A 17,681-nucleotide genomic window follows, 5' to 3' on the forward strand; every position below is an offset into this window, starting at 1 on the left:
AGGCAGATAACCGCATGTCCCGCAGGCCCCAGAAGTCGAACCGGCGCTCCTCGTCACCCTCGTCACCCTCGCCGTCCACGTCGCCGCCGAGGGAATTCCGGCTGCCGCAAAGCACGACACCCGCACTTCCCGCCGTCGAGGACTTCGCCGATCTGGACATGCCCGCGGGGCTGCTGAAGACCCTCACCGCACAAGGCGTGACCACCCCCTTCCCCATCCAGGCCGCCACGCTACCCAACTCGCTCGCCGGCCGTGACCTGCTGGGACGGGGACGCACCGGTTCCGGCAAGACCCTGGCGTTCGGGCTGGCACTCCTGGCCCGCACGGCCGGACTGCGCGCGGACCCCAAGGCACCCCTCGCCCTCGTCCTGGTGCCCACCCGGGAACTCGCCCAGCAGGTGGCGGACGCACTCACCCCTTACGCGACGGCGGTGAACCTCCGGCTGACCACCGTGGTCGGCGGGCTGTCCATCACCAAGCAGGCCGCTGCACTCCGACGCGGCGCCGACGTGCTCGTGGCGACTCCCGGCAGGCTCAACGACCTCGTGGAACGCGGGGACTGCGTACTCGACGACATACGCATCACCGTGCTGGACGAAGCCGACCAGATGACCGACATGGGCTTCCTGCCGCAGATCACCAAGGTGATCCAGCGCGTACGGCCCGACGGGCAGCGCATGCTCTTCTCGGCCACCCTGGACCGCAACATCGACCGCCTGGTGCAGCGGTTTCTGACCGATCCCGTAGTGCACTCCGTGGACCCGTCCGCGGGAGCGGTGACCACCATGGAGCACCATGTGCTCCACGTCCAGGACGAGACCGACAAGAAGGCCGTCACCACGCGCATCGCGGCCCGTGACGGCCGGGTCATCCTCTTCCTCGACACCAAGAGGTCGGCCGACCGGCTCGCCAAGCGGCTCCTGGCCGTCGGTGTCCGGGCGGCGGCGCTGCACGGCGGCCGCTCCCAGCCGCAGCGCAACCGCACTCTGGAACACTTCAAGAACGGCCAGGTCACCGCGCTGGTGGCGACGAATGTCGCGGCCCGGGGCATCCACATCGACGACCTCGACCTCGTGGTGAACGTCGATCCCCCCACCGACCACAAGGACTACCTCCACCGGGGCGGCCGCACGGCCCGCGCCGGCGGCTCCGGCAGCGTGGTCACGCTGGTGCTGCCCGACCAGAAGCGGGCCGTCAACCAGCTCATGTCCCACGCCGGCATCCGTCCCCGGACGGCCCGCGTCAGGTCGAGCGACGCGGAACTGGCCACCATCACCGGTGCCCGCGAGCCCTCCGGCGTGGCCGTCACCATCGAGGTCCCCCACCCGGCGACACCGGCACCGTCCCACCCCAACCGGAAGGCCGGTGCCCAGCCCGGCAAGCGGTCCGGCCGCCGACGCCGAAATGGCGACGGGGCCGCAGCGGCAACAACTGCTGCCGCCGGGACAGGAGGCCGGGGTTCGGACCGCCGGAGTTCGGACCGCCGAGGTTCGGACCGCCGGGCCTCGGCCGGGGCAGCAGCGGCTGGTGGCACTTCGGCAACCAGCAGGCGCGGTTCCGCCCGCCGGGCAGGGGCCGGCAAGGCCACAGGTGGTGCTGTCGACACCGGCGGTCGCGATTCCGGCCGCCGGGGCGGCCGCCGCACCTCTGCGAACTAGTCGCCGCTCAGGCAACGTTCGCCTCGGGCGCGTGCCAGGCGTCGCAACGGGGCGAACGTGCGCCGCGAGAAGCGGGGCACCGTGGCCGATTCGCAGACAACCGTGCGGTGGTGCGCGGCATCTCCCTGGGCGACATTGCCGATCGCCACGGAGGAGCGATGAACGCAGCGAGATTACGCCAAGTTGCCCTGGCAGGCGCGGTGTTGACGGGTGCGGCGGCGCTGGTTGTCCCGGCCGCCGCACCCGCTGCCGCGGTCGTCGGAGGAGACCGGGCCGACATCACGAAGTACCCCTGGACAGTGGCCCTGACGTCGTCGGACGACGTGAAGAATCCGCAGTGCGCGGGAACGCTCATCGCGCCGAACAAGGTGCTGACCGCTTCCCACTGCGTGAAGCAGGCCACCGTCGACACCGTACGCGTAGTAGGCGGACGGGAAGACCTCCGGCAGACCGGCAAGGGCACGGTCCGCAAGGTCGCGAAACTGTGGATCCACCCCAAGGCCGACACCGAAGGCAACGGCGCCACCTACGCGCACGACATCGCCGTCCTCACCCTCAACGCCCCTATGCGGTACCGGACTCTGCCGCTCGCCACCCCCGCGCAGCAGAAGCTGTACGAGGAAGGCACCCCCAGCAGGGTCCTGGGCTGGGGCTCCACAACGGGTCGCGAGAACGATGACCGGGTACCGCCGCTGCAGACCGCGCTGATCCCGAACCGGGGCGACGAGAGTTGCGTCACCGCGTACGGCAGTCGTCGCTACGACAAGCGCTACACGATGTGCCTGGGCTACCCGGCCGGCGGCGTCAACGCCTGCGAAGGGGACAGCGGCGGACCGGTCGTCGCAGGCGGGCGGCTCGTCGGCGTCATCAGCGGCGGCGGCAGTTGCACCGACCGCCTCTACCCGGGCGTCGCAGTGAAGACCGCCTCCTACTACGCGCTCCTCCAAGGCCGGATAACCGGAGAGACAGCCGGAAAGGCAGACAGGGAGACAGCCGGACAGGCAGCGGGAGAGACAGCCGGACAGGAAGGGCACTCGAGGTGACCGGACGACTCACGCACGCGCGCTTGCCCGCGCCGACCGCGCGTGGCACCGCACTCGCCGCCCTCGTCGGACTCATCTCCCTCGGCCTCGCCGTGCTGCCGGCCCCGGCCGCCCAGGCCATCGTCGGTGGGCAGAGCGCGAGCACAGCGCGAGCGCCCTGGACGGTCGCGCTCAACCTGTGGCGGCAGACCGACACATACCCGCGCTCGGGGCAGTTCTGCGGCGGCACCCTGGTCGCCCCGACGAAGGTCGTCACCGCCGCCCACTGCGTCGTCGACGAAGCGCCGACCGATCTGGGGGCCGTCGCGGGCCGCACCGACCTGCGTCACCACGACGGCACCCTGCGCAAGGTGACCAAGGTCTGGATCCACCCGAGATTCGGCCGCCACCTGGAGAACGACGTCGCCGTCCTCACCCTCGACCGGCCCATGCCGCCGAAGTACACCCCGCTGCCGATCGCCACCGGCGCCGACGCCCTCCTGTACCGCCCGGGTACCGGCGCACGGGTCTTCGGCTGGGGCGTGCTGGACGACGAGGGCCGTGAGACGCACGCTCTGCGCTCGGCGGAGCTGCGCGTCCTGCCCGACAGAACGTGCCGGCGGCTCAACCCATGGGGCGACTACCGCCCCCGGATGCACGCCTGCGCAAACGACCAGGTCACCGGCGCCCACCACGCCGAAGGCGACAGTGGCGGTCCCCTCGTCGCCGGCGGCAGGCTGATCGGGATCGTCAGTCACCTGTCCCCCGGCAACGCGTCCACGCCCACGCCCGGCGTCTACACCCGCGTCTCGGCCTTCGCCGACGAGATCGCCGGGCAGCTCCGGCCATAGCCGTAGCCGTAGCGTCCGCGGCGGGCATCCGATGGACGGGGCGACCTCCACCGGGCACCGAATATCGAGATCCAGGCACCGAATATCGAACGGGGGCCGGTGCTGTGACGGATGACACCACTGGTTGACCAACCGGTGGGTTACCGTTTGCAGACTTGCCGAACAGCCGCACAGCGACGCGGAGAAAGTGTTTGCCCCCGTACGTCCCAGCCCCCACGCCTTCCAGGAACAGCGCCGTGCCCCTCGTCCGGGGCCTGCGCTCGCGTCGTGCCGCCGTACGAGCGGTGGCACTGGCGACCGTGGTGGCGGGCACGGCGGCCCTGCTGGGCGGGTGTGCGGAGGGCAGTGCGCCCCGGGGCGCGGGACACGCCGCCGCCGTGACCGGTCCGGAACGGCTGTGGCCCGGCCACAAGCCCGCGCCACCGAGCTCGCCGCCCCCCGGAGGGGAGGAGTCGCCCCAGCCGCTGACCGCGCTGCCGCGAGTACCGTCCGGGGACATCCGGAAGCTGTCCGCGCGCTCTGTCCTCCTGGCGCAGATCGACGCGGACAAGCGTCGCGACATCGAGGTCTTCGAGAAGGACGAGGAGCGCAAGATCCGCGCCTGCGCCGGCAAGCCGGGCGCGCGCTCCTGCCCTGTGCGGGCCTCTGAGTACCACGACCTGAACGGCGACGGGAAGGACGAGCTGATCGTCGGCGTCGACAGTGCGGACCATCTCCTGATCACCTATGCCTACACGATCAAGAACGGGGTGGTGAACTCGATCCTGGACGCCACCAGCTATCCGCAGTCGGTGGAGGTCGCCGACCACAAGCTGGTCTTTCATGAGCTCGGGGAAGCCCCCGGCTACGAGAGCCGCACGGTCTACGCGTGGGATGCGCGGCACCAGGTCATGACGATCGAGGACGTGGGCTACGGTCGGCGCACCCCGGCCTCGGCAACCCCGTCGGGCGGGTGAGCCGTGCGCACTCTCCGGCTGCGTCCGCCGCAGTGGCTGCCCGCCTGGACGGCGACGCTCTACTGGAAGACCGCCGTCTTCATCACCGTCATGTGCTGCCTGCTCGCCACGGTGATCGGCATCCTGGTACACGTCCTGGTCGACCGGCAGACCCAGGACCGTGCACGCCACGCCGCGCTGTCGGAACTGGACCGCAGCATGTCCGCGTACGTCGCCGGGGACCCCCTCGACCGCAACGTCGCGGTGAACCCGCCGGACCTCCCCGCTCCGCTCCGCGAGATGACCGTGCGGGGGCACGAGCGCGGGACCCAGCTCGCCACGAGCCGGGGCCGCCCCGTGATGTGGGCCACCACGCCCGTCGCCGGCGGCAAGGTGCTCGCGGTACGGCTGGACTACAGCGAACAGGCGGCGTCCCTCCGCGGCCTGGACGGGGCCATCATCGGCTCCTCCGCCGCGGCGATCGTCGTCACCCTGGGGACCGGACTGGTCTCCGTCTCCCGCATCACCCGCCGGCTGCACCACACCGCCCGCGTCGCCCGGCGCATCAGCACCGGCGATCTCGACGCCCGCGTGAACGACCCGCGTGCCAGGCGCCCCGGCCGGGCCCAGGACGAGGCCGCCGCCGTGGCGACCGCGCTGGACGCGATGGCCGCCAGCCTGCAGACCAGACTGCACAGCGAACAGCGCTTCACCGCCGACGTCTCCCACGAACTGCGCACCCCGCTCGCCGGGCTGCACTCCGCGGCCGAGCTGCTGCCCCCCGGCCGCCCGACCGAGATGGTGCGCGACCGCGTCCAGACCCTGCGCGGGCTGACCGAGGACCTGCTGGAGATCTCCCGGCTCGACGCGCAGGTCGAGAGCGCCGACCTCGACATCCACCAGCTGGGCCCACTGGCCGAGCGCGCGGTGCGGGCCACGGGCACGGCGACCGAGGTCCGCGTCGTACGGGACGCCCGGGTGGAGACCGACCGGCGCAGGCTCGAACGTGTCCTGGGCAACCTCGTCACCAACGCCCACAAACACGGCCACCCGCCCGTCGTGGTCACCGTCGACGCCCCTGTCATCACCGTGCGGGACCACGGCGACGGCTACCCCGCCTACCTCCTCGACCAGGGCCCCCAGCGCTTCCGGAGCCAGTCGGGCGGGTCGGACATCGGCAGGCGCACCGGCCACGGTCTGGGCCTGACCATCGCCACCGGCCAGGCCCACGTCCTCGGCGCCACCCTCCACTTCTCCAACGCCCCCGACGGCGGAGCCCTCGCCGAACTCCGGCTCCCGCCCGCCCGGAGCAGCACCGACAACTGACCTGCCCTGGCAGCCACCCGGCGGTCGCCGAACGGCCGGAGAACCTCCGGACACGGTGCGATCTTCGAGATCATTCGCGACGGTGACGCCGATCGCGCCGCCGTGCCATGATCGACTATCTCGATGCCATCCGTGAGCGCGTGCCGATCGCGCAGTCCTTCCAGGAGCAGAGCAGCAATGACCCTGCCCACACACGGGCGCTTCGGTTACTCCCCGATCGTCTCCCGTCCGCATTTCACCTGGCCCGGCGGAGCGCGCCTCGCCGTGTACGTCGCCGTCAACACCGAGCACTTCGCCTACGGGGAAAGCGGTCTCGGCCTCTCGTACTCCCCCGGGCTGCCCCATCCCAACACGTACAACTGGGCCTGGCGGGAGTACGGCAACCGGGTGGGCGGCTTCCGCATCGCCGACGCCCTCGCGCAGCACGACATCCGCCCCACGGTTCTGCTCAACACGGCGGATTACGACCACGCTCCCGAGCTGATCAGCACGTTCCGGGACGCGGGCGGCGAATTCGTCGCGCACGGCCGTACCAACTCGGTGCAGCCGAACGAGCTCGACGAGGCCGCCGAGCGGCTCGTCATCGACGAGGCCTACCGGGCGATCGCGGCACATGAGGGCGCCGGCCCGGCCGGGTGGATGAGCCCGGGTGCCAACCCCAGCACGGTCACCGAGGACCTCCTCGCCGAACGCGGCTTCCTCTACACCATGGACTGGCCCATGGACGACCAGCCGGTATGGCTGAGCACCCGCGGCGGTCCGCTGTTGAGCCTGCCGTACCCCCACGAGGTCAACGACGTCCCGGCGGTCGCGCTCCACCACGGGACAGCCGCCGCCTTCGCCGACATCATCAGGGATTCGTTCGACGAAATGCTGGAGCAGTCCCGCCGGCAGCCGCTGGTGCTGGGGATCTCCGTCCACACCTTCATCGTCGGACAGCCGTTCCGGCTGAGGCACTTCAAGGCCGCGCTGGACCACATCCGGCGGAACGCACACGGCGTCTGGTTCACCACGGCCGGCGAGATCGCCCGCCATTACAGCGACCAGGTCCAGCCCGCTCCCGTCCCATCAGGCGGTGACGGTCGTCATGACACTTGATCCGCCACGCCGTTGACGGTTGTCGGCTGACAGTTGACGCACAGACCCTGCCCGCACGCTCACATGGGCCCCGGCCGCGCTTTCCTCGACGGAAGGCGCGGCCGGGGCCTGAAGAGGAGAGCCGAGGTCCGTCAGACCCGGTCCGCCGCGATCAGCAGGTAGTGGAAGCTGCCTTCCTTGTACGCCGTCAGGAACGGGTCCTCGACGCCCGTGGCCAGCGAGGACTTGGCGCGCAGCTCCCAGTAGGGGATGGTCGCGTCCGTCAGGTCGACGACGTTCATCGGGACCAGGCCGTTGGCGGCCATGGCCTTGAAGTAGGCGCTGCGCGGGTGGATGTTGCAGGTGTAGTGCTCGTCGATGCGGCTGACGGCCTTGGAGCGGCCGCCCGTCACGTCGTTGGAGCAGCCGGTGATGACGACGTAACGGCCGCCGAAGGCCAGCTGGCGGGCGTGCTCGGCGAAGAGGTCGAACAGGTCCACGTACATGGTGGATTCGTTGTTCCAGATGCCCTGGAACGCGCCGGTCGGCAGGCCGGTGTCGAGCATGTTGCGGAAGTGGTAGCGCACCTTGTCGTCCACACTCCGCTTGCGGGCCTGGCCGTTGGCGAACTCGACCTGCGCCTCGGAGATGGAGACACCGTCGACCTGGCAGCCGAAGCGGGCGTTGGCCATGATGCTGGTGCCGCCGCGGCCACAGCCGGCGTCCAGCAGGCGGTGGCCGGGGGCTATGGGGCCGAGGTGGTCGAGCAGGACATCGGCCTGAGCCGACTCCAGGCGGTGGAGTTCGGCGATGATGCGCTCGTCGCGGGTGTCCTCGGGACCGTCCAGGACGGAGGGGTCGTAGTCGCCGATCCCGTAGTGGTGGTGGTAGAGGCCGTCGACGTCGCCCAGGCGCAGGTTGACCGGGTCCTTCTCGGCGTTCCAGTAGTCCGCCACGGACTTCTGGTACGCGGTGCGCAGGACGGGGGCAGGGGCAGGGGTGGTGGCAGGGGTGGTGGTCATGTGGGTGGGGCTCCTTGCAGTGGGCTCAGTGCAGTGTGCGAAGTCAGGAAGGGGTGCCGGACGGGGTGCCGGAAGGGGTGGAGGTGTAGCGCCGGCTGCCGCTGTGCCAGGCGCGGTTGCCGCCCAGCCAGGCCCACACCCCCGCGAGGAAGCGGCGCAGCTGAGGTGAGCCGGTCAGCGCCAGGGCCGCCGCCTCCGCCTCGAAGGTGCGGACCAGCTCGTCATGGATCGCCGCACTCCGCTCGACCGCCTCGCGCGGTGTGCAGCGCTCCTCGGCGGCGATCACGGTCGGCAGGTTGAACTCGACGCTGTCCGAGTGGTGTTCCTTCGCCATCGAGTACAGGTCGTTGACGAGTGTGGCGGCCGTGGACGCCATGGTCACGGCGCGGCGGACGCGCGGATCGGCGTACTCGGCGGCGGGCAGTACGTAGCCGCCCACCATGTCGGTCATCGCGACACATGGGACGAAGCTATTGATCTGACGGTGCGCCAGGTACTCCCAGACGGCGGGCATCCGGCCCTGGGAGCGCCAGGACCCCTCCTGTCCGTAGCCCACGAACAGCACCGCGACCTCGTGGCGCAGCCGGGCCAGCTGGGACCAGTCCGCGTACCGGGCCATGTGCGCGAAACCGGAGTGCAGGGCGGTCCGCACCGGGTCGTCCCGCATCGCCTCCTCGACGTCGGGAACGTAGCGGAGCGGAGGGTGGGCGGGGTCGATGGCCGCGTACGCAACCCCGAGGTGCGCGCCGAGCAGCGCCGGCGCGGATCCCATCGTCTCGTCGTCGCAGTAGTAGTCGTCCGTGGCCCACTCCGCCAGGGCGCACTTGCCGGCGGCCAGGAGCCGGTCCGGGTCGTCGGTGTCGGGATGCACCAGCATCATCAGGCGCCCGAAGTCCGCCGCGCGAACGCGGTCGAGACGGCCGACGTAGAGGCCGATCTCCTCGGCCCACGCCAGCAGGCGGGCGTTGACCTCTTCGGCGAGCGCCGGGTCGTCGCGGAGTGCGGGCGGACAGTACAGCTCGGGAACGCCGGCCCCGCCCTCACCATCCTTGCGCCTGGCCCTGATACGGGCGGCCGACGTGCCCAGCCCCGTCGGCCCGGTCGGTAGGACGGAGCCCTTTGACGGCTTGGTCGGTAGGACGGAGCCCTTCGACGGCTCGGTCGGCAGGACGGACTGCCTTGACGGCCCGGTCGGCAGAGCAGACCCCCTTGTCGGCCCTTCCGGGTGGACACCCGAGTGCTCGGCGAGCAGTGCGGCCACGAGCCGGGCCACGTCGTGACGGGCCGTGGGCGCCACGATCCGGGACAGCAATGACACGGACCACTCCCCCTTATGACGGCGTACCGAAGACCTCGACGTTCTCCAGAACGCCGAGCGCGTCGGGCACGAGAACGGCCGCCGAGTAGTAGGTGCTGACCAGGTAGGAGATGATCGCCTGGTCGTTGATGCCCATGAACCGGACGTTCAGGCCCGGCTCGTACTCGTCCGGGATCCCGGTCTGCCGCAGGCCGACGACGCCCTGCTCGCCCTCGCCCAGCCGCATCGCGAGGATCGCGGAGGTGCCCTGCTCGGAGACCGGGATCTTGCCGCAGGGAAGGATGGGCACGCCACGCCAGGCCGGCACCGGGTGCCCGCCGACCTCCGCGGTGTCGAACGCGAGCCCCCGTTTGTTGCACTCGCGGCCGAAGGCGGAGATCGCCCGCGGGTGGGCGAAGAACACCTTCGTCCCGCGCCGCATGCTGAGCAGCTCGTCCATGTCGTCCGGGGTGGGCGGGCCGGAATGGGTGGAGATGCGCTGGCTGTGGTCGGCGTTGTGCAGCAGCCCGAACTCGGGGTTGGTGACCAGCTCGGACTCCTGGCGCTCGCGCAGGGCCTCGATGGTCAGCCGCAGCTGCTGTTCGAGCTGGTCCATCGGGTCGTTGTAGAGGTCCGCGACCCGGCTGTGCACGCGGAGGATCGTTTGCGCGACGCTCAGTTCGTACTCGCGGGGCCGGAGTTCGTAGTCGACGAACGTACCCGGAATCACCGGCTCGCCGGTGTGGCCGGAGGCAAGGGTGATGGCCGCCTCGCCCTTCTTGTTCTGCGGCCGCGCCTTTTCGGCCTGGCACCGCCGGACGTGGGACCGCAGCCCCTCGTTCCGGCCCGCGACCTCTTCGTACGCGGCCCTGGGCAGCGCCAGCACCGTGCAGGCCGTCATCGCGCGCGCGGTGAACTCCCATGTGCCCGGTTCCTCGGCGACCATCTGGCCGCCGAGGAACCCGCCGTCGGACAGCACACCGCGCCGGGTCTCCTCGCCGTACTGGCCGGGCGCGAGCTTCTCGATCCTGCCGTGCGCGATCAGGTAGACATGGTCGACGGCCCGGCCCTGCCTGGCTATCACCTGGCCGGGTTCGTACTCCTGCTGCTCGCACCGCTCGGCCAGGGCCCGCAGCACCGACTCGTCGTCGAAGCCGCGCAACAGCGGCAGTTCGCCCAGCTCGGCGGGGACGACCTTGACCGCGGCTCCCTCCTGGACGAACGTCACCCGGCCGTCCCCGACCTCGTACACCAGCCGTCGGTTGACCCGGTACGCGCCGCCCTTCACCTCCACCCAGGGCAGCATCCGCAGCAGCCACCGTGAGCTGAGACCCTGCATCTGCGGCACGGTCTTGGTGGTGGTCGACAGGTTCCGCGCGGCGGCGATCCCAAGACTGAGCTGTGCCCGGCCCGCTGAGTGGTCGGGCTGCTCCGGCTGCGACATCCTGGCCCCTTTCCGTATGAGCGCCTGCATCTCCGTATGCGCGGCTGCATCAACGCCTGCATCAAGAAGGAGCCTCGTGACGGGCCGGCCGACCCATGAGGCTCCTGTGACGCAAGTGAATCAACGTCAGATGATGTTGGTCGAGGTAGCCGGAATAGGACCGTCGCATTTCCGCCACTGGGTGGACGGGGGGACGTAGCCGACACAGCCGATATACCCGACTTCTCTGGCCACCCAGAGATAGCCGTCATGCCCGATGTGTTGCGATAAGCCGCAATTCGAGCAGACGAATTCGGCGCGGGCCACGAGTCCTGATGCCCGGGGCCCTTGCGTACGAGGTGGCCGATAGCCTCCACCTGAGCCATGCGGTGGACCGGCCGGATCGGCCGAATCGGTCATCGATCAGGGCATCGCACTGATCCGAGCTCGTAGCCCTTCGGTGAACGTGCGCGCCGCCTCCAGATCGGTGGCGTCGGGCCGGTTCTTGCTGATACCGCCGACGAGCTTGAACGGGAGCCAGGTGTCGAACCCACGGCACGAGAAGGTGTCGCTCACCTCGAAGCCCTTCTGCTCGAGAAGCCGTACAAGGGGGCGGGTGAAGGGCTGGAACGGCGGCTCGGGCAGTCCGCTGGTGGAGAACACGAACGCCCTGCGTCGTTCCCCTTGCGGGAGCGGTCGTTCTCCCTGCGGGAGCGACCGTACGAACTGGCGCAGCTGTGGATGAAACCTGCCCATGAAGATCCCCGAACCGAATCCCACAAGGTCGCAGGTGGACAGCTCCGCCATGTCGACCTGTTCAGGGGTGACCACAGCGGCCTGCAGGACCTCGCCCATGACGTCGGCGATCCTCTTCGTGTTGCCATGAGACACGGAGGCGCACACGATGACAGCCTTCATGCTGACACTCCTTTCGCTTCCACACTGTCGGTTTTCACTTCGACGGTGTCGGTTTTCGCTTCCACTGTGCCGGTGTGGTGCTGGTCAGTTCGGGCCCCCCGCTCGCCTTCCCCCCGGAACGCGCCTCGCGCATCGGACTGCGGGCGGGGCGGCGACTGTCGGTTCGAGCCGGGAAGCCAACGGTAGGCGCGTGGGAACCGCATCGCGGTGACGGTGAAGCGGCACACTCGCTCCTTGACCGTCGCCGCCACCCGTCCGGACAACACGAACCTTCGAGGGGTGTCATCCCGGTGTGTGGCCTGGATGAATCCGTCACGCCGGCCGAGGCTGATCCCCTGTCCGACCATGCCGATCGACACCGGCGCCGGTCGTTCGCCCCGTATCAACGCGAGCACCGTGTCAGCGCCGTGGGCACCCATGGGCATCGCTGCCTGACAACTCATCCGCAGGTGATCCCCGACATCGCCGGGTGGCGCAACAGCATCACCGGCCCCGACGATCCGTCGATGCCGCACGCACACCAGAGTCTCGTCGGTGCGCAAGCGGCCGTCGTCGGTTACCGGCAGGCCACTGCGCCGCGCCAGGTCCGGCACGTCGAACGAGCCCGCCCACACCGTGCAGTCGCTGGGCAGCAGCCGGCCGGCGTCCGTCTCGACACCGTCCGGGCGGACTCCGGTGACCCGCAGCCCGGTACGCAGCAGAACCCCGGCCCGCGCGAGCTTGCGTTCAAGAGCCACTCGGCTCGACTCGGGAAGCCACGCGGCGAACGACCCCGAAACCAACTCGACCTTCAACGACGGGTAACAGTAAGCGATTTCAGCAGCACTCTCGATGCCGGTCAGGCCGCCACCGATCACCAGGACACGTGCCGCCGCGGGCAGTTTCCGCAGTCGCGTACGCAACAACTCGGCGCCATCGAGGTCGGCGATGCTCCACGCATTCTCGGACCCGGCCAAGCCTCGGGCAGCCGTGCTGCCCACCGCGTACAGCAGATAGTCGAAAGCGAGTGTCCCACCGTCATCGAGCCGCACCGATCGCTCAGCGATCGCACCCACCGTCGCTACCCGCAGTCGTACGTCACGGTGCAGCAGACCGCTCAGCGGCCGCACCGCCTTCGTCACACCAGCCGCGTGCTCGTGCAACCGGACGCGTTCCACGAACTCCGGCCGAGGGTTCACCACCGTCACACTCACGTCCGGCTGCCCTACGGCCGCCAGCCGGTTCGCTGCCATCACGCCTGCGTACCCTGCGCCGACCACTACCACTCGCGCCAACGCAACCACCTCCGATCGGATCGACCTCACGCCTTGAGGACAGCGCCCGAGCGGCGACTGTGACAGCCGGGGAGTGTGATGACGGCCACACGGGCACCACGGGCACACGGGCATCCGGCATCCGGCATCCGGCATCCGGCATCCGAAGACCCCAAACCCTCCGACCCCGCACTCACCGGGGCTTCATCATCGGGGTTTCATCGACATTTCAATGACTCCGGGGATGGTTGGCCGGCAGCGCGCCGAACAGCCAGTCGCGCGCCGCGTCGTCTTGGACGCGTATCCGCAGGTGCACGGACCCCAGGTCTCAGCACTCAGCACTCAGCACTCAGCACTCAGCACTCAGCAAGTGAACGAGGACCCGATGGATGATCTGTTGCACAAGCTGGTTTCCGCCGTCATCACTGGCGCACTGATCGCCCTGGTGGGAGCTCTCAGCGTGGCCGTACGCAGGCGGAGGGTCGCCCGAGAGGAGGCCGCCGCGCCGGCTCCGGCAGAGGACCGCAGCCAGGCGCTGCTGCGTCAGGCCCGGCAGTCGGACGACAGCCGCGATGAGCTGGCCGCTCAGGGGCGGCAGGCGGAAGCGCTGTCACGGGCCAGGGAAGCCGCCGATCTCTGGCGTGAGCTCACCCGCGTCCGGCCCGGGCGCTTCCATGCGGAACGGCGGGCGGCGCTGGAGCGCCTGAGTGAACTGCTGGCTGCCATGGGGCAGGAGGAACAGGCAGCGCAGGTCCGCCTGGAAGCCGCCGGACTTTCCTGACGGAACAAGGAGACACCGCCATGCCCGCCGCCGTCTGGTCCGGCCGGAGCGCATATCCGGAGAAGATCACCATCGATATGGCCGCAGCCCTGAGGGACGAACTCGGGCTTGCGGAACCGCCCTTGGCCGAATCCCTTCCGGCCGAGAGCACCGGCGTACCGGCCGGGAGCCTGCTCCCGCCACGCGAGCGGTTCAGCGGTATGCCCGCGCCCACCCACTGCTTCGTGTACGTCGACGCCCATGCACCCAGAGCCTTTGAACTGCGTGCTTCGGTCATGGGCGGGCGCGCCGGGATCCGCCGCAGCCTAGGACTGGGGCACCTCGTCTACGCGGTGCCGCTGGAGCCGCAGGTTCCCTCACGCGTACAACTGAGTACGGCCCCAGCGCGGGGTTCGGCGATCGCGGCCTTCGAAGGAGACTCCGTGATCGCGAACCGCTTGAATTCGGACGCCCAGCTGCTCGACCTGGCAGATGCGTTGACACCCGCCACAGCCGGACCGGACCGGCATCACACCTGGCAGGTGGCCCGACGACTGACGATCGATCCACTCCCCCACGGTTCGGTTCTGATCGTCCAGACCCTGCACCGCCCCACCGCCCGGGCCTGGTCCCTCGGCGCCCGCACCGTGCTGGACTTTGCCACCCGCGCGGAAGCAGCGCTCCACCGGCGCCACGCATGAGCATCACGGAGCATAAGCATCACGGAGCATGAGTATCACGGACGACTCATCCCCCTCCCCAAACAAGCCCCCAAGTGAGTTAGGGTTACCTAACTTACTTGGGGAGGGTAACTGTGTCCACGGATTCCAACCTGCCCGTTCTGGCGGCGGAGTCGCCACGATTCGACCATCTGCTGCATGTGGTACCCGATGTCGAGCAGGCCGCGCGGGAGTACAGCGCGGCCGGGCTGCCGGCGCACGCCAACGAGCCGTTCGAGGGGTTTCAGAACGGCGGATGGCGGCCGGATGAGCGGTATGTCGAGATTCTGACGATCGTTGACCGGGAGGTGTTCCCCGATTCGCCGTTCGGGCGGGCCACGGCCTCGTGGATGCAGTACATCGATCCCCTTCTGGCAGGCGAGGGCGGGGCGCTGAACTTCGCGGTACAGGTGACGGATACGGCCGCCACCGCCGAACGGCTGCGGCGGGCCGGACACCGGGTCGAGGTGCACACCTGCGAATTCCAGGAAGGGAAGGTGTGGTTTCAGGAGGTGATGATCCTGGACGCGCCGGCCTGGGCACCGTTCTTCATCACATATCGGATCGATCCCGAGGTGATGAACGGCCTGAAGGAGTCGGCGCTCGGCGAACGCGGGGAGCGCGATCTGATCGGCATCGTCATCGAGACGCCGGATCCGGAGAAGGCCGCGGCCTGGGTGGAATCGCTGACGGGGGTGCCGCTGGACGCGTCCGGGACCGTGGTGCGGCTCTCCGGCGGGGAGGTGCGGTTCGTTCCCGGGGAGTCGGACCGGATCACCGCACTGGAGCTGACGGGAGGTACACCTCCGGACACGGTGATCAACGGGCTGCGGATGCAGGGGGTTTGAGGGATCCCGCTTCGGCGCGCGCTTGAGGGACAGGCAAGGACAGGCAAGGGACAGACACCGGTACGGCGCGCGCGGTGGCGGGCCCGGCCGCACATGTCGTGATGACCGAAGCCGGGCCCTGACTTCCGCCGGGGCCCGGCAATCAGGGCCTTACGCTGCGGCTCCCGTACCCTCGCCGGAACCGGCGGCGGTCTTGCGGCGGCGTACGGTGATCACCGCGCCCGCTCCCACGGCCATCGCCACGCCGCCCACCAGGGCGATCGCCGGCAGCGCGGAGGACGCGCCGGTCGCGGCCAGGTGGCCCCGCCCCTCAGCCTCGGCCGAAGTCACCTTGGCGCCGCCCTGCGCCGTGAGGTGACGCTGCGGCGTGGAGCCGCCCTTGGCACCACCGCCGACCTCGGCACTCTCATGGGGATCGACAGGCCGACTGGGCCGCTCGGGCTTGCCGCGTGCCGGGAGGATCTTGAAGTCGTACTGCTCATGGTTGGAGAAGCCGCACGAACCGTCCTGGTTGGCGAACATCCCCTCCATGATCGCGTAACCGTGACCGGGCTTGGCCGGGTCGATGGCGCGGACGCGCAACGGCAGCGTGACGGTGCTGTGCGCGGCAACGGGGAATCCGGTGAACTCGCTGTCAATCGTGGCGTCTTCGAAGCTCAGCCACTTGCCCGTCGCGGGATTGCGGAACTGCGCCTCCAGCTCTTCGTACGGACGGTCGACGATCTCGGCGGAGGAGATGTAGGGCTGCGGCCGGACCTTCTCCATGGCCTTGTCGGAAGTGTTGGTGACCGTTATGGAGGACAGACTCCAGTCGGCCCCGGCGATGAACTCGGACTGGAGCCCCTTGATGGCCATCCGAAGGTACTTCGGCGCGCTCGCGCAATCCCCGCCCGGGGGCCTCTCCTCGGACGCGGACCCGTCGGGCGTGCTCTCGGACGTGCTGTCAGGCTTGGTGCCGGTTTCCTTATCGGCCTTGGCGCCGGATTCCTTATCGACCTTGCTGCCGGTTTCCCTGTCGGGCTTGGTACCGGATTCCTCATCGGGCTTGGCGTCGGGCGCGGGCTTGGCACCGTTCTCCGCACCGGACTTCGCGCCCCCGTCGGTTTCGGTGGCCGGGCCCGCCGCCCCGGACGACTCGCCCGGCCCGGTCGCTCCGTCCGTCTGCGACTCATGGGTGTGTGCCGACGGACTCGGGGCTTCCGTGGCGAACGCGGCGGCGGGCGCGGCCAGTACGGCGGCGGGCGCGATGGCGGCCATCGTCGCGGCGGCCGTCAGTGCTTGGCGGAACTTCATCGAGCAGACCTTCCTGAGGTGTTGCCTGAGGTGTTGCCTGAGGTGGTATTGCCTGAGATGTCGCCTGAGCTGTCAGGCACGTGCGCATACATGACTGCTGACGGCACAAATGGTTGTGCCGCAAGACCAGTTATGGAGGAAGATCACAGCTCCGCCAACAGCTCCCCCGACTCAGCCCCGCCAGAAGCGCCGCAGGTCACAGACCTGCTCCAAGGTCCTCAAGGACGTCCGGAGCAGACCACTTACCCTCCGGCGGATCGGGTGAGTTCGCGCAGATGGGCGTGGAGCACGTCGGCGCAGGACTGGGCGTCCAGTGCGTCCGGGTGCAGGACTGCGCCGAGACCGAGTCCGTCGACGAGGGCCGCCAGCCGTTCCGTCTCGACGCCGAGATCGAGGCCGGGGCGGAGGACGCGTTCTTCGGCGAGACGGGTGAGGGCACGGAAGATGAGCTTCCGTGTGCCGGCGGCGGCCTTGTGGGCGAGGGGCTGGAAGGCGGGGTTGGTACGGGATGCGGCGTTGAAGTCGAGGAAGACGGTGACCTCGGCGCGGCGGCGGTCGTCGAGTGGAAGCAGTTCCTCCAAGAGACCGGCGACCAAGCGGAGTCGCTCCGGGCCGGTACGGCCACTCAAGTCGCCCACCTCCTCGATGCGTTGGACCAGGCGTTCACTGACGCGGTCGATCATCGCGCGCATCGCGAAGTCCATGAGCTCCGCCTGGCTGGCGAAATAGTGACGCAGCGAGCCGATGTTGAGCCCGGCCTCGTCGGCGACGGCGCGCAGTGAGGCGCGTTGCATCCCGTCGCGGACGACGACGCGGAACAGGGCGTCGACGACGACGCGGCGGCGTTCCTCCGGATCCACGAGCTTCGGCATGCCCTCTTTTTATCACGGCCGTGATAGATTGCTTTTTATCACGCACGTGATAAAAAAACGGAGGGTTCTCAATGGAGAGGTATCTCGATCTGATACTCCTCAGGTTCGGCCTGATAGCCGTCGGCCTCGTGGTGCCGGCCCTGGTGATCTTTGCGGTTGCGCTCGCCCTGAAACGGCGGGGCAGGCTGAATGAGATGCGCGGTGCCGCGGATCCCGTCGTACGGGCAGCAGGCCGGGCCCTGCTGCGACGACTGGAGGGCGGATCCGGGCGGGAGCGGCGACGGGACGGCCGGTGGTGACCGGGCGGGCGGCAGAGGCGTCCGGGCTCCTGCACCATCTGCTGATGGATCGCGCGATCAAGGCAGGCATCGTGCTCGCGGCACTGATCGTGGTGGCGGTGGGGATGG

Annotated in this window: 17 protein-coding genes; 10 read left to right on the plus strand and 7 right to left on the minus strand. The window is 69.6% G+C overall.

Annotated elements, in window-relative coordinates; translation table 11 throughout:
• Positions 1-14 precede the first annotated feature (14 nt).
• The 6 genes from ACFY12_RS27670 (at position 15) to ACFY12_RS27695 (ending at position 6,890) form a co-directional block, all read left to right on the plus strand.
• The gene (locus ACFY12_RS27670) at positions 15-1,658 is read left to right on the plus strand and encodes a DEAD/DEAH box helicase (RefSeq protein WP_390718618.1); all 1,644 of its coding nucleotides are present in this window, start codon (positions 15-17) and stop codon (positions 1,656-1,658) included.
• 158 nt (positions 1,659-1,816) lie between these two features.
• Complete coding sequence (locus ACFY12_RS27675) at positions 1,817-2,701, plus strand: S1 family serine peptidase (protein ID WP_390718619.1); 885 nt, start codon at positions 1,817-1,819, stop codon at positions 2,699-2,701.
• Between the two features lie 23 nt (positions 2,702-2,724).
• Positions 2,725-3,531, plus strand: coding sequence for a S1 family peptidase (locus ACFY12_RS27680; protein WP_390718620.1), 807 nt, complete (start codon positions 2,725-2,727; stop codon positions 3,529-3,531).
• Positions 3,532-3,767: 236 nt separating this feature from the next.
• Positions 3,768-4,487 (plus strand): hypothetical protein, encoded by a 720-nt coding sequence (locus ACFY12_RS27685; RefSeq protein ID WP_390718621.1) that lies wholly within the window; start codon positions 3,768-3,770, stop codon positions 4,485-4,487.
• A 3-nt stretch (positions 4,488-4,490) separates the two neighbouring features.
• Positions 4,491-5,792, plus strand: a complete 1,302-nt coding sequence (locus tag ACFY12_RS27690; protein WP_390718622.1) for an ATP-binding protein — start codon at positions 4,491-4,493, stop codon at positions 5,790-5,792.
• 177 nt (positions 5,793-5,969) lie between these two features.
• A complete protein-coding gene (locus ACFY12_RS27695; RefSeq protein ID WP_390718623.1) occupies positions 5,970-6,890 on the plus strand; it encodes a polysaccharide deacetylase family protein in 921 nt (306 codons plus the stop codon).
• A gap of 131 nt (positions 6,891-7,021) precedes the next feature.
• Here ACFY12_RS27695 and ACFY12_RS27700 read toward each other — a convergent pair whose 3' ends face one another.
• From ACFY12_RS27700 to ACFY12_RS27720, 5 genes are all read right to left on the minus strand, one after another.
• Complete coding sequence (locus ACFY12_RS27700) at positions 7,022-7,891, minus strand: geranyl diphosphate 2-C-methyltransferase (RefSeq protein ID WP_390718624.1); 870 nt, start codon at positions 7,889-7,891, stop codon at positions 7,022-7,024.
• Positions 7,892-7,934: 43 nt separating this feature from the next.
• Positions 7,935-9,209: a family 2 encapsulin nanocompartment cargo protein terpene cyclase gene (locus ACFY12_RS27705; protein ID WP_390718625.1), complete on the minus strand. Its 1,275-nt coding sequence runs from the start codon at positions 9,207-9,209 to the stop codon at positions 7,935-7,937.
• A gap of 13 nt (positions 9,210-9,222) precedes the next feature.
• A complete protein-coding gene (locus ACFY12_RS27710) occupies positions 9,223-10,632 on the minus strand; it encodes a family 2B encapsulin nanocompartment shell protein (protein ID WP_390718626.1) in 1,410 nt (469 codons plus the stop codon).
• Between the two features lie 402 nt (positions 10,633-11,034).
• Positions 11,035-11,529 carry a flavodoxin family protein gene (locus ACFY12_RS27715; protein WP_390718627.1) on the minus strand — a complete coding sequence of 165 codons (495 nt, stop codon included), beginning with the start codon at positions 11,527-11,529 and terminating at the stop codon, positions 11,035-11,037.
• Positions 11,526-12,761, minus strand: coding sequence for an NAD(P)/FAD-dependent oxidoreductase (locus ACFY12_RS27720; RefSeq protein ID WP_390718628.1), 1,236 nt, complete (start codon positions 12,759-12,761; stop codon positions 11,526-11,528). The genes ACFY12_RS27715 and ACFY12_RS27720 overlap by 4 nt, the downstream gene beginning before the upstream one ends.
• Before the next feature lie 406 nt (positions 12,762-13,167).
• Between ACFY12_RS27720 and ACFY12_RS27725 the strand changes: the two genes are divergently transcribed.
• The 3 genes from ACFY12_RS27725 (at position 13,168) to ACFY12_RS27735 (ending at position 15,109) form a co-directional block, all read left to right on the plus strand.
• Positions 13,168-13,563, plus strand: coding sequence for a hypothetical protein (locus ACFY12_RS27725; RefSeq protein WP_390718629.1), 396 nt, complete (start codon positions 13,168-13,170; stop codon positions 13,561-13,563).
• Positions 13,564-13,583: 20 nt separating this feature from the next.
• The gene (locus tag ACFY12_RS27730) at positions 13,584-14,243 is read left to right on the plus strand and encodes a hypothetical protein (RefSeq protein WP_390718630.1); all 660 of its coding nucleotides are present in this window, start codon (positions 13,584-13,586) and stop codon (positions 14,241-14,243) included.
• 113 nt (positions 14,244-14,356) lie between these two features.
• Positions 14,357-15,109, plus strand: coding sequence for a VOC family protein (locus ACFY12_RS27735; protein ID WP_390718631.1), 753 nt, complete (start codon positions 14,357-14,359; stop codon positions 15,107-15,109).
• A gap of 150 nt (positions 15,110-15,259) precedes the next feature.
• Here the strand turns inward: ACFY12_RS27735 and ACFY12_RS27740 are convergent, their stop codons facing one another.
• Positions 15,260-16,402 (minus strand): LPXTG cell wall anchor domain-containing protein, encoded by a 1,143-nt coding sequence (locus ACFY12_RS27740; RefSeq protein WP_390718632.1) that lies wholly within the window; start codon positions 16,400-16,402, stop codon positions 15,260-15,262.
• Positions 16,403-16,644: 242 nt separating this feature from the next.
• Positions 16,645-17,274, minus strand: a complete 630-nt coding sequence (locus ACFY12_RS27745; RefSeq protein ID WP_390718633.1) for a TetR/AcrR family transcriptional regulator — start codon at positions 17,272-17,274, stop codon at positions 16,645-16,647.
• A 71-nt stretch (positions 17,275-17,345) separates the two neighbouring features.
• Here ACFY12_RS27745 and ACFY12_RS27750 point away from each other — a divergent pair, with 71 nt between their 5' ends.
• The gene (locus ACFY12_RS27750; RefSeq protein ID WP_390718634.1) at positions 17,346-17,573 is read left to right on the plus strand and encodes a hypothetical protein; all 228 of its coding nucleotides are present in this window, start codon (positions 17,346-17,348) and stop codon (positions 17,571-17,573) included.
• Positions 17,574-17,681: the final 108 nt, after the last annotated feature.

Source organism: Streptomyces sp. NPDC001339 (assembly GCF_042895955.1).
Lineage (GTDB): Bacteria > Actinomycetota > Actinomycetes > Streptomycetales > Streptomycetaceae > Streptomyces.

What these genes read in the sequence shown, in the direction of transcription:
- ACFY12_RS27725 (WP_390718629.1), top strand. Translation starts at nt 13,168, where the DNA reads ATGGATGATCTGTTGCACAAGCTGGTTTCCGCCGTCATCACTGGCGCA.
- ACFY12_RS27730 (WP_390718630.1), top strand. Translation starts at nt 13,584, where the DNA reads ATGCCCGCCGCCGTCTGGTCCGGCCGGAGCGCATATCCGGAGAAGATC.
- ACFY12_RS27750 (WP_390718634.1), top strand. Translation starts at nt 17,346, where the DNA reads ATGGAGAGGTATCTCGATCTGATACTCCTCAGGTTCGGCCTGATAGCC.
- ACFY12_RS27675 (WP_390718619.1), top strand. Translation starts at nt 1,817, where the DNA reads ATGAACGCAGCGAGATTACGCCAAGTTGCCCTGGCAGGCGCGGTGTTG.
- ACFY12_RS27740 (WP_390718632.1), bottom strand. Translation starts at nt 16,402, where the DNA reads ATGAAGTTCCGCCAAGCACTGACGGCCGCCGCGACGATGGCCGCCATC.
- ACFY12_RS27670 (WP_390718618.1), top strand. Translation starts at nt 15, where the DNA reads ATGTCCCGCAGGCCCCAGAAGTCGAACCGGCGCTCCTCGTCACCCTCG.
- ACFY12_RS27745 (WP_390718633.1), bottom strand. Translation starts at nt 17,274, where the DNA reads ATGCCGAAGCTCGTGGATCCGGAGGAACGCCGCCGCGTCGTCGTCGAC.
- ACFY12_RS27720 (WP_390718628.1), bottom strand. Translation starts at nt 12,761, where the DNA reads ATGGCAGCGAACCGGCTGGCGGCCGTAGGGCAGCCGGACGTGAGTGTG.
- ACFY12_RS27695 (WP_390718623.1), top strand. Translation starts at nt 5,970, where the DNA reads ATGACCCTGCCCACACACGGGCGCTTCGGTTACTCCCCGATCGTCTCC.
- ACFY12_RS27700 (WP_390718624.1), bottom strand. Translation starts at nt 7,891, where the DNA reads ATGACCACCACCCCTGCCACCACCCCTGCCCCTGCCCCCGTCCTGCGC.
- ACFY12_RS27710 (WP_390718626.1), bottom strand. Translation starts at nt 10,632, where the DNA reads ATGTCGCAGCCGGAGCAGCCCGACCACTCAGCGGGCCGGGCACAGCTC.
- ACFY12_RS27715 (WP_390718627.1), bottom strand. Translation starts at nt 11,529, where the DNA reads ATGAAGGCTGTCATCGTGTGCGCCTCCGTGTCTCATGGCAACACGAAG.